This is a genomic window from Archangium sp. (genome assembly GCF_036388035.1).
Taxonomy (GTDB): domain Bacteria; phylum Myxococcota; class Myxococcia; order Myxococcales; family Myxococcaceae; genus Archangium.
The window spans coordinates 1-11536 of sequence record NZ_DASVSO010000118.1; the positions used below are offsets into that span (position 1 = coordinate 1).

Genomic DNA, 11536 nt, shown 5'->3' on the forward strand with positions numbered 1-11536 from the left:
GAGCACCTCCGCGAGCTGGGCCCGGTCGAAGCGGTCCAGCTCCGCCGCCCGCTCCTCCCCGAGCACCTGCGGCACGAGGTCCACCGCCGCCTCCTGTCGGGGCCCGCTCCGGGTCCACGCGGCGCGCAGCCGCTCCAGCTCCTCGTCCACGCCCTCGCGGGTGATGCGCCCGCCCGGGGCGAGCGTGGCCATGCGCAGCACCGCCGCGTTCAAGTCCCGGAAGTTGCCGCTCCAGCGCGCCTCGGGCGAGGTGGCGAAGCGCAGGAAGTGCTCCTGTGCCTCCTTGTTCATCGTCACCCGCATCCCCATGGCCTGGGAGGCCTGGTCCAGCTCGTAGAGGAGGTTGGGGGGAATGTCCTCGGGCCGCTCGCGCAGGGGCGGCAGCCGGAAGGTCCACAGGTTGATGCGCGCCAGCAGGTCCTCCCGGAAGCGCCCGCGCTCCACCTCGGCCAGCAAGTCCCGGTTGGTGCCGGCGATGAGCTGGAAGTCGCTCTCCACCTCCCTGTCCGAGCCCACGGGCAGGAAGCGCTTGTCCTCGAGGGCCCGCAGCAGCATGGCCTGTTCGTCCGCGCCCAGCTCGCCAATCTCGTCGAGGAACAGCACGCCGCCGTGCGCCTGGCGCAGCAGCCCCGGCCGATCCGCCAGCGCCCCGGTGAAGGCGCCCTTCACGTGGCCGAAGAGCGCGGACATGGCCCCGTCCCCGCGCAGGGTGGCGCAGTTGATGTCCACGAAGGGGCCGCTCACGTGCCGCCGCGTCTTCTTGAGCTGGTAGATGCGCCGGGCGAGCTGCGACTTGCCGGCCCCGGTGGGCCCGGTGAGCAGCAGCGGCGCGCGAGAGCCCGTGGCCACCTGCTCGATGCGCTCGATGAGCCGGTTGAAGGCGGGGTTGCGCGTGTCGATGCCCGCCTTGAGGAAGGACAGGCCCTCGCGCTGCTCCTGTTGGAAGCGCTGGGCCAGCGTGTCGTACTTCGACAGGTCGAGGTCGATGATGGCATGGCCGCCCGGGCCGCCATGGTCCCTGCCGCCCGCGGGCGGGGACGTCTGGATGAGCCGGGCGGGCAGGTGCCGGCTCTCGGCCAGGAGGAACATGGTGATTTGGGCGATGTGCGTGCCGGTGGTGATGTGGACGAGGTAGTCCTCCTGCTCGGGCTGGAAGGGGTAGGCCTTCGCGTAGTCGAGCAGCGCCGCGTACGTCTCCTCCAGGTCCCACGGGTTCTGGATGTCGAGCACCGTGAGGCGCACCCGCGTCTCGGGTGACACCTGGGCGATGTCCTCGGCCACCTGGCGCGCCATTTCGGCATGGGCGCTGGGGTGGAGCAGCTCCAGCCGGTGCACCAGCAGGTCCTCCTGCTGACACAGCCCCACGGAGGGGCGCCACTTCTCCCAACGCTTCGGGCCCCGCCCCGTGTCGAGGATGGTGCCCAGCATCCCGATGACGACCGTCTCGCGCGCCTGCGTCTTCGCCATGCGGATACGACTTTAGCCTGGGAGATAGGAAAAAGGGCAGGTCCCTCGCGCCTCCCCTCGGGACGGGGGTTGGCACGCGGGCTGCTCTACCCCCTCGCGTGCCCGGCACGGACCGGGCGGACGGATTCCGAAGGAGCAGGTCATGCAGACGCCGCGCAACTACGAGGTGCTGTCGAACGAGTCGGGTGGGGTGCCCATCAAGGCGTGGACGGTGGGCGTGCCGTTCGAGGACGAGGCGAAGAAGCAGCTCCGGGCCATCGCGGCCCTGCCCTTCATCCACAAGTGGGTGGCGGTGATGCCGGACGTGCACCGCGGTAACGGGGCCACGGTGGGCAGCGTGGTGGCGACGGCGGGCGCGGTGATTCCGGCCGCGGTGGGCGTGGACATCGGCTGCGGGATGATCGCCGTGCGCACCACGCTGCGCGCCGAGCAGCTCCCGGACTCGCTCGGCAAGGTGCGCTCGGCCATCGAGGCGGCGGTGCCGCACGGCCGCACCGACAACGGGCGCCGCAACGACCGGGGCGCGTGGCAGGACGCGCCGGCCATGCACCGGGAGGCCTGGGCGCGCCTGAAGCCCGGCTATGACGCCATCATCGCGAAGCACCCGCACATCGACCGGGGCCCGGACCTCGGGCACCTCGGGACGCTGGGGACGGGGAACCACTTCATCGAGGTGTGCCTGGATGAGGCCGGCCACGTGTGGCTGATGCTGCACAGCGGCTCGCGCGGGGTGGGTAACCGGATTGGGAGCCACTTCATCGAGCTGGCGAAGGAGGACATGCGCCGCTTCTTCATCCACCTGCCCGAGCAGGACCTGGCGTACCTGCCCGAGGGGACGGAGCACTTCGAGGACTACATCCACGCGGTGAGCTGGGCGCAGGAGTACGCGGCGATGAACCGCGAGCTGATGCTGCGCTCGGTGGTGCAGGCGCTGAAGGCGAGCGGGGAGCTGCCCCAGTTCGAGCTCACCGAGGCGGCGGTGAACTGCCACCACAACTACGTGGCGCGCGAGCACCACTACGGGAAGAACGTCTTCGTGACGCGCAAGGGCGCGGTGCGGGCGCGCGAGGGGGACCTGGGGATCATCCCCGGCAGCATGGGGGCGCGCTCGTACATCGTGCGAGGGAAGGGGAACGCGGAGGCCTTCCACTCGTGCAGCCACGGCGCGGGCCGGGTGATGTCGCGCGAGGCGGCCAAGCGGCGCTTCTCGCTGGAGGACCACGCGAAGGCGACGGAGGGCATCGAGTGCCGCAAGGACGTGGACGTGATTGACGAGACGCCCGCGGCCTACAAGCCGATTGACGTGGTGATGAAGGCGCAGGCGGACCTGGTGGATGTGGTGCACACGCTGCGTCAGGTCGTGTGCGTGAAGGGATAGCCCAGCATGGCCAGCAGGGGAGGAAAGACATGAGGGGATAGACACATCGAGACGCCCGCTCTCTCCGAGGCTTCGGCCACTAGGATGAGGGAGCGGGTGTCGCTATTTGCGGGAAGCCCCCACGCGCACCAGGAGCGCGGTGCTGTTGTCTGAGGACGGAGAGCTCGCCCGCGCGGCAACGGAAGGCCGCGGAGTCCCCGACATGACCCACGGCGATGCGCCCATCCTCCAACAGCAGGAGCGTGGTGCAGGTGGTGGAGCCGAGCGTGTCCACCAGCGCGGCGATGGCCCGGGCCGATGCCTGATGCAGCGCGGTGACGGGAGTCGCTCGGGCCACGTTCGCGCTCTGGGCGATGTATTCGTCCAGCGCACGCCGGACCGCCTTGGAGGCGACACCCGCGTGTTTGTGTTTGCCCACTCCATCCATCACCGCCACCAGGAGCCCTCCGGGGAAGGGGGGCCTGGAGGAGCCGGTCATTCTGCGCCGCGCTGTCCCTGACTCGACCAGGCGGAGAGGCGGAAGGTCAGGGTCCTCGTCGAGGAAGTGCTCGGAGCGCACGCGTCTGTCATGGGGACCTCATGCGCCAGAGGGGGGGTGAAGCGTGCTCGACCCGTTCCAGGCTACCCTTCGCGGGTGGCTGGGAGAAGACCAGGTCGCGTTCAATGGGGGGCTGCTGATGGAAGGCCAGAGTGGCATGTCGCGGGCGCGGGCCAGGGCCTGTCGCGTCGACTGGCTGGTGCCCTTGCTGGGGCTGGGGCGTGCCTTTGCGCCCGACGCGGTGCCGTACCTGGCCAACACCTTGAAGGTGCGCCACGTCATCGACTGCCGCCAGGAGGCGTGTGACGACGCGGAGCTGCTCGCCGGGCACGGGATGAGCCTGCTGCACCTCCCGACGCTCGACCACCAGGCCATCGCGGAGCCCCTGCTGCGCGAGGGCGTGGCCTGGGCGGTGGCGCGACTGGAGCGGGGAGAGCGGGTGCTCATCCACTGCGAGCACGGTGTGGGCCGCAGCGCGCTGCTGGCGCTCTGCGTGCTCGTGGAACTGGGAGACGCGCCGCTCGCGGCGATGGAGCGGGCGAAGGCGGCGCGCTCCGCCGTGTGCCCGAACACCGCGCAGCTCCGGGCCTTCCTGGCGTGGTGCGAGGCGTGGCGTGGGGAGCGGGGCGCGGGTTGGGAGCTGCCCTCGCTCGTCGCCCTGGAGGAAGCGGCCTTGGGGCCGCTGGGGCAGGCCCTGCGGTGGCCTCCCTGAGACGAAGGGAAGTCAGCCTCCGACAGCGCCATCCGTCCGAGGGGGCTGCGAACGCCTGATAACGTCCGGACGAGGGTCTACCGGCCGTGGGCACAGTGGATTCCGGGAGGGTCTGGAGATGATTCGCATCGATGGTTCGAAGGGAGAGGGAGGCGGGCAGGTGCTGCGCACGTCGCTGGCGCTGTCGTTGGTGACGGGGACGCCCTTCCAGGTGGTGAACATCCGAGCGGGGCGCTCGAAGCCGGGGCTGCTGCGCCAGCACCTGACGGCGGTGAAGGCGGCGGCGGCGGTGGGGGACGCGGAGCTGGAGGGGGCGGAGCTGCACTCGAAGGAGCTGACGTTCCGGCCGCGGAGCCTGAAGTGCGGCGAGTACCACTTCGCGGTGGGGACGGCGGGGAGCGCGACGCTGGTGCTACAGACGGTGCTGCCGGCGCTGCTGAGCGCGAGCGGGCCATCGACGCTGGTGCTCGAGGGGGGGACGCACAACCCGGCGGCGCCGCCGTTCGACTTCCTGGCGAAGGCGTACCTGCCGCTGGTGCGGCGGATGGGGCCGGTGGTGGAGGCCACGCTGGACCGGCCCGGCTTCTTCCCGGCGGGGGGAGGGAAGTTCCGGGTGAGCGTGCAGCCCGCGCCGCTGAAGCCGCTGCACCTGCTGGAGCGGGGGAACGTGGTGAGGCGGCAGGCCACGGCGATGTTCTCCCAGGTGCCCTTCGACGTGGCGAAGCGGGAGCTGGAGACGGTGGGGCGCAGGCTCGGCTGGAGCGAGGCGGAGCGGCGGGTGGAGGAGCTCAAGCGCGCGCCCGGGCCGGGAAACGTGTTGTCCCTGGAGGTGGAGAGCGAGCACGTCACCGAGGTGTTCACCGCGTTCGGGGAGCGGGGTGTGCGGGCGGAGGACGTGGCGGCGGCCGCGGCGGAGGAGGCGCGGGTCTACCTGGAGGCCGGTGTGCCCGTGGGGGAGCACTTGTGTGATCAGCTCATGCTGCTGCTCGCGCTGGCCCGTGGAGGCTCATTCCGGACCCTGCCGCTGGACGGACATGCGCAGACGCAGATCGAGACGTTCGCGCACTTCCTCGATGTGAAGGTTGCTGTCCACGAGGTCTCAACCCAAGCACGCGATGTACAGATCAAGGGCTGATGATGGGAGTCCTCTGAGCTGCCCTGGGTCCAACCACCTTGAGAGAAGCTTCTTCAGCGAACAGTCCAAGGTGGCAGTCAGGCTGGGTTGCAGACCCTGCGACGCGAGGTGCCTTTGGTCGGCGCTGTCCCATGCGCGCTGACTCGCCGCGGGCCCCGTGGGCGTGGCTGCTGCTCGCCATGAGCCTGCTATTCACTGGCTGCGCGTCGCTGACGCCACCGCCCGGCATGGGGATGAACCTGCGCTACATGCCGCGCAAGGCTGCCGCGCCCGCTTCAGCGGAGGGGTCGAGCGTTGAGCTTCCGCACGGCCTCGCCTCACCCCCACCCCTGGTGCCGGAGATCAAGGCGCCGGAACGGCTGCCCCATCGTCGGGTCTCTCGTGAAGCCGTGACGGCGGCGGACCCTGGCCGCGTGGTGGGAATTGCTGGGGGCGCGGTCCCCCCTGACGCTGCGGGGGCTGTGCGCCAGAGCGCCATGGTGGCCCGGCTCGCGTTTCTCGGTGCCGTTGGCGACGTGTCTGGCTCCACCCGCCGCATTTCCGGCGAGCTCTCGAGACTCAAGGACAGCAAACCAGGCATCGCCGGCCGACACGCCGACCTGTTCATCCCCTTGGTCGCTCATGGCGAACGCCAACTGCGATGGATTGATGCAGAGCTCGCCGCTGCCATCAGGCTGTCCGACACGGCCTCGGAGGTGGAGGACCCGGACATGCAGCTCGCTCTCCTGCGCCTCGGCGGCTCACGGCTCCAGTCCGCCATGTTGGGCTCCCTCCTGCTCGCCGCATGGCTGGACTTCCTCAACCTCGCCGACGTCGTGCTCCAGCAGTGCCCCTACTACAGCGTGGAGCGGCTGTTCTGGCACATGGACCGCTTGCAGACGATGCTCGCGCCCACCATGACGGCGCTCGCCTCCCTGGAGCCAGCGCAGGTGGAGGCAGCGGCGATAGACTTCCCCGCGCTGATGGGCCACCTCACTGGCGAGTTCGTCGCGACCCGTGAGGCCGTGCGCGTGGCGGCGGAGCGATTCGAGAAGATGCGGGTGGTGAAAGAGCTCATCGAGATGCTCACCACGGCCTCGGCGATGAAGATGGCACTGCCCCGGCTGTCCCCATCGGCCGCTCCCGCCACGCTTGGCGTGGGCCTCGTGGTGGGAAGCAACGGCGTGATGATGGGCACGCGGATTGTCGTGTCCGCCGAGTGGGTGGAGATGATGCGCCGGCTCGTGCAGGCGGGTGTCATCTCCGTTCCCGTCGTCAGCGCCGCTGTCCGGATTCACGCCGGCCAGGTGCTGATGGCCGAAGCGAAGCAGGACCTGCCGCGGGGCGTGCGCGACGCGCTCGGCGACGGGCCCGAAGTGCGGGGCATGAGGGTGACGGGCAGAGCGGGGGCCGGCATGGCCGAGCCACCGGAGCACCACGTCCTGCCGCGAGAGTTCCGCGAGTGGTTCGAGAAGCGCGGCTTCACTGGCGAGATGAGCATCGACCGTTTCTGCGTCAGATTGGAGCAGTCACGCCACCAGGCAATCCACGGCGGTGGGAACTGGCGCCTCGGTCGCACATGGCCCGGTGAATGGAATCGGATGATCATGGAGGCACTGCGCGAAGCCGAGACCCGGGTAGGCCGGATGTTGACGCCGAACGAAATCCTGAGAACAGTCGCGAAGCGGATGAAGGACTATGACATCCCGATGAATTTCACCCGGTGGAGCGGTCCATGAGCGACGGACATGCCTGGGAGGGCGGCTGGAAGGTGCGCCTGTACGAGCGAGTCCGCGAACGGGGTTATGATTCGCTCACCGCCTTCGCTGATGCGCGCCCTTGCGTCCCGCTGCACTTACTGGCTGAGGAACTGGGCGAGGACGATGTCGCCGGAGTGCAGGTGTTGAGTGGGTTGCTCGCCGAGGCGGAGCGACGCAAGCAGGTCTCGCGCTTCGTGCGCGACGTGTTTGTGCGACTGTGGTCCCAGAGTGTCCCCGACGGCTGGCCGGCCGTGCTGGACGACGCCAACCGTTTCGACGTTGCCGAGGCGCTCGGCTCGTGGATGGCCTACACGCCGGAAACTCATAAAGAGCGCGTAAGGCAGGTCGGTGATGCGCTGCTCGCCAGGCCACCGCCGCCCGGCTGGCGCCCGGCTGGCCCCGACGACGAGCTGCTGCGCACGCTCCTGCCCGACGAGGAAGTCTGAGCTTCATCATTCCCTGGCCTCCACCTCCCCTTCACAGGGCGCGCCCTCCCGCCCAAGGCGTGCTTTAAATAGGCCCGTGGCCGATCTCACCGAAGAGCAGATGAACTCCGCGCTCCGCCGAGCCAGCGAGGAACTGGCCTTCCCCTCCTACTACGAGGCCTGTGTCCGGCCTCTGCTGCGCAACCCCGAGGGCCACTGGCCCCGGTGCTGTGCCGGGGGTTGTGAGCCGTGCGCGCAGACGCTCATCCAGGTGGCGCTGCGCACCCTGGAGATCCTCGGGACTCCTCGCGCCACGCCCATCCCGGAGTGGTGAGCGGGCACACGCCTTCTCGCACGCTCGGTATGCCCAAGAGGACCGAGGGCGGACTCACAGCCCATCGCCTGGTTGCCTGTCCGCAGTGCTGGAAACGTGAGCCGTTCCCTTGTGGCCAGCGAGGAAGCGTCCGCTTGAGCGGCCCAAGGCGGACAGGCAGGCCGCGCCTCGCTTCTGGCTGGTAGCCACTCCGAGGCTGCCTTATCCACAGGGGGATGGCAGAGCATGCGAACCCAGGCGGGAACTCTCAGGATTCCTTCTTCCGAGGGGTAGAGCTCCCCGACGGCACGTTCCGACGTCTCTTCGAGGCCATCCCGGGCCAGTATCTGGTCTTGGATCCCCACCTGACCATCGTCGCGGTCAGTGACGCGTATCTGCACGCCGTGATGGCCCGGCGTGAAGACCTCCTGGGGCAGTACCTCTTCGAGGTCTTTCCCGACAACCCGGGTGATCCCCAGGCCAGGGGGGTGGAGAATCTCCGCGCTTCACTGACACGCGTCCTGGCGACCCGGGTCGCCGATACCATGGCCGTGCAGAAGTACGACGTTCGCCGCCCCGTGTCGGCGGGGGGCGGATTCGAGGAGAAGTACTGGTCGCCTATCAATTCCCCGGTGTTGGATGAGTCAGGCGACATCGCCTTCATCATCCATCGGGTCGAGGATGTGACCGAGTACGTCCGGCTCAAGGCGCGAGGACGCGAGGAGACCCTGATCGCGCAGGAGCTCAAGAGCCGCACTCAGCAGATGGAAGCGGAGATCTTCCGTCGAGCCCAGGAGCTCCAGCGAAGCAACGCGCAGCTCGAGCGCCGCACCCGGCAGCTCGAGATCCTGACGGCCGCCACGCAGGAGCTCAACTCGAGCCTTCAGGCTCCGGAGATCATGAGACGCCTCGTCTGGATGTCCCTGGAGCTCGTGGACGCGACTCAAGGAACCTGGGGACGGCTGAGCGACGGTCGCATGGTCTTCACGGAATATCTGCGGCGGGACGGCCACTCCATCGAGCCCCATTTCGTCGTGTTCGAGCCGATGGTCGGGGTTCCCGGCCACGTCCTGGTCACGAAGCAACCCTATCTTTCCAACGATGCGGCCCGGGATCCCCACGTCCTGCCACGGCTTCAGAAGGGCATGGGCTTCTACAACCTGATCGACCTGCCCATCTTGGGTCGCTCCGGGGAGCTGCTGGGGTGTTTCGAGATCCACAACAAGCGGGGCGGCCAGCCCTTCACCGAGGACGATCTGGAATTGCTCAAAGGGCTGCGCGCCTCGGCTGCGGTGGCGCTGGAGAACGCGGGCCTCTACGAAGCGGTCCAGGCCGAGCGCAGGACCCTGGATGCGATCGTGCAACAGATGCCCGCGGGCCTCTCCCTCGTCGAGGCTCCGTCAGGCAGGCTCCTCTACTCCAATCAGGAATTCGAGCGCCTCCTGGGGCATCCGGCTCACGCTCCCGACAACCATGAGCAGTACTCGCGGGGGAGAGCCGTCCATCCGGATCTCACGCCTTACAGAGCGGACGAGTACCCGATGGCCCGCGCACTCCTCCAAGGCGAGACCGTCAAGGATGAGGAGGTGCTGTATCAAAGGAGCGACGGGGAGCTCGCCCACCTGTCCGTCACGGCGGCGCCGATCCGCGATGAGCAGGGGCGGATCACCCAGGCCGTCAGTGTCTTCATCAATATCTCCGCGCGAAAAGCCGCGGAGGCCGTGCTTCATGAGGAGCGCAAGTGGTTGGAGACGCTGCTGGGGCGCCTCCCCGTGGCGGTGATGCTGGTCGACCCGACCACGGGGCTGCTGACCTTCAAGAATGAAGCGGCCAAGGCCTTGCGCATCCCCATCCCGGAGAACCTCTCCGTGCTGGATGAAGAGAAATACTTCGTGACCGACAAGCACGGCAGGCGGATTCCCACGGCGGAGCTGCCGAGGTTCAGGATCGCCAAAGGCGAGACGTTCTCGGGGTTCGAGATGACTTGGCATACGCCGGAAGGCATCATCCCCCTCATCCTGAATGGCCGGCTGATGCCTGGCCTCCATGGGCGACCCGCGCTCGCGATGCTCGTCTTCCAGGACATCTCGGACCTGAAGAGGGTCGAGGCGGAGCTCAAGGAGAGCGAGACCCGGTTCCGGCGGATCTTCGAATCCAACCTGATCGGCATCGTCTTCGCGGACATTCATGGGGGGCTGTACGAGGTGAACGAGTACTACGCCCGGCTCATCGGCTTCTCGCGAGAGGAGATCCTGGCGGGGAAGGTCCGCTGGGAGGAGATCACTCCGCCGGAGGATCTCGAGAAGGACAGGGCCGCGGCCAGGGAGCTGCTCGAATCCCCGGAAGGGGTCTGCACCCCTTACGAAAAGAGATACATCCTCGAGGACGGTCGCGTCGTCTGGATCCTCATGGGGGCTGCCCTGCTCAACGACAGCCGCTCCCGGAACGTCGCTTTCGTCCTGGACATCACCCATCTCAAGGCGGCCGAGGAGCTGCTCGGCAGGAGCCTCCACAGTGAGCAGCTCGCCAGAGAGGACGCGGAGACCGCCGCGCATCAGCTCCGGCTCGAGCGAGACCTGCGCGAGCAGTTCGTCTCGTCCCTCAGTCATGATCTGCGCACGCCCCTCACCGCGGCGAGGATGGGCGCCCAGATGATTCCCCGGCAGCCCAACCTGCCCGACAAGGTCTACTCGCTCGCCGCCAAGGTGAGACACAACATCGATCGCGCGGATCAGATGATCACCGACCTGCTGGACGCCAGTCGGATCCGCGCGGGCCAGGGACTGCCGATCGCCGTGGCTCCGGGCGATCTCCGGCAGCTGGTGGCCGGCACGCTGGAGGATCTCGCGACCGTTCACGGCGAGCGGTTCTCCCTTCGAGGGGAGGAGCAGCTCCATGGCTCCTGGGACGCCCAGGCCCTCCGCAGGCTCACCGAGAACCTCTGCAACAATGCCATCAAGTACGGAGACCCCACGGGCCGGGTGACCGTGACCTTGGAACAGGACGGCGACCAGGTGGAGCTGTCCGTCCACAACTGGGGAAGGCCCATTCCCCCCGAGGAGCAGGAAGGGCTCTTCCAGCACTTCACGCGCGCGAAGAGCGCGGAGGCCAGTGGAAAGAAGGGCTGGGGGATCGGGCTGACGCTAGTGAAGGGCGTCGCCGAGGCGCATGGCGGAAGCGTTCGGGTGGAGAGCACCGCCGAGACGGGGACGACCTTCCGGGTGCGCCTGCCCAGGGACTCGAGGCCTCCTGCGTGAGCAGGGGCCCGAGTCCCGGGGTGGAGGAGAGGACTCAGAACAGGCGCACGCCCAGGCCCAGGCGGACTGCGTAGCCCAGCCGCGTCTGGGGCACCCCGCGCAGCTCCTTGAACACGTCCACGCCCAGCTCGCCCACCGCGGACACCGACAGATCCTCGCCGAGGTAGATCTCCGCGCCGCCACCGGCCATCGGTTTGACGCGCCACGTCCCGCTCGGGCTCAACCCCAGGTCGTACGGCACCTCCAGCACGCCCAGTGCCGTCACCGTCTCCGCCACCTTCCAGCTCGCCACCACGCCCGGGTTCACCCGGAGGAACCACCCCTCCAGGTTCTGCTCGTCGAAGTAGTGGCTGCCCGTGCTCCCCGTCACCCCGAGCGACAGCTCCGCCGCCAGCGCCCACGCCTCATCCGTGAACACCTGCCGCCGGCCCACGGCCTCGCCCGTCACCGCCAGGCGCAAGTAGTCGAAGCGGGCCCGCGCCCCCACCTCCCAGCCTCCCGTCCCCTGGCGGTACGCCACGCCCAGCTCCGGCACCCCCACCCACCCGGGCACCGCCGTCGCCCCCTCCCGC

Annotated in this window: 10 protein-coding genes; 7 read left to right on the forward strand and 3 right to left on the reverse strand. The window is 68.8% G+C overall.

Annotated features, from left to right (window positions below; genetic code table 11):
• Positions 1-1467: RNA repair transcriptional activator RtcR (rtcR, locus tag VF697_RS05160; RefSeq protein ID WP_331092363.1), on the reverse strand; the 1467-nt coding region annotated here is incomplete at its 3' end.
• Between the two features lie 142 nt (positions 1468-1609).
• Here rtcR and VF697_RS05165 point away from each other — a divergent pair.
• Positions 1610-2845: an RtcB family protein gene (locus tag VF697_RS05165; RefSeq protein WP_331092364.1), complete on the forward strand. Its 1236-nt coding sequence runs from the start codon at positions 1610-1612 to the stop codon at positions 2843-2845.
• A gap of 79 nt (positions 2846-2924) precedes the next feature.
• Here VF697_RS05165 and VF697_RS05170 read toward each other — a convergent pair whose 3' ends face one another.
• Positions 2925-3323, reverse strand: coding sequence for a protein phosphatase 2C domain-containing protein (locus tag VF697_RS05170; protein WP_331092365.1), 399 nt, complete (start codon positions 3321-3323; stop codon positions 2925-2927).
• A gap of 124 nt (positions 3324-3447) precedes the next feature.
• On the opposite strand from VF697_RS05170, the gene VF697_RS05175 reads away from it, so the two are divergent.
• From VF697_RS05175 to VF697_RS05200, 6 genes are all read left to right on the forward strand, one after another.
• Complete coding sequence (locus tag VF697_RS05175) at positions 3448-4095, forward strand: protein-tyrosine phosphatase family protein (RefSeq protein WP_331092366.1); 648 nt, start codon at positions 3448-3450, stop codon at positions 4093-4095.
• Between the two features lie 118 nt (positions 4096-4213).
• Positions 4214-5230, forward strand: a complete 1017-nt coding sequence (gene rtcA, locus VF697_RS05180; protein ID WP_331092367.1) for an RNA 3'-terminal phosphate cyclase — start codon at positions 4214-4216, stop codon at positions 5228-5230.
• 179 nt (positions 5231-5409) lie between these two features.
• The gene (locus tag VF697_RS05185; RefSeq protein WP_331092368.1) at positions 5410-6948 is read left to right on the forward strand and encodes a DUF2380 domain-containing protein; all 1539 of its coding nucleotides are present in this window, start codon (positions 5410-5412) and stop codon (positions 6946-6948) included.
• Entirely contained in the window at positions 6945-7415 is a 471-nt protein-coding gene (locus VF697_RS05190) for an NUDIX hydrolase (RefSeq protein WP_331092369.1), read from the forward strand. Before VF697_RS05185 ends, VF697_RS05190 begins: the two co-directional genes overlap by 4 nt.
• 100 nt (positions 7416-7515) lie before the next feature.
• Entirely contained in the window at positions 7516-7728 is a 213-nt protein-coding gene (locus tag VF697_RS05195; RefSeq protein WP_414641243.1) for a hypothetical protein, read from the forward strand.
• A gap of 215 nt (positions 7729-7943) precedes the next feature.
• Complete coding sequence (locus tag VF697_RS05200; protein WP_331092371.1) at positions 7944-10964, forward strand: PAS domain S-box protein; 3021 nt, start codon at positions 7944-7946, stop codon at positions 10962-10964.
• Between the two features lie 34 nt (positions 10965-10998).
• Here VF697_RS05200 and VF697_RS05205 read toward each other — a convergent pair.
• Positions 10999-11536: hypothetical protein (locus VF697_RS05205; RefSeq protein ID WP_331092372.1), on the reverse strand; the 538-nt coding region annotated here is incomplete at its 5' end.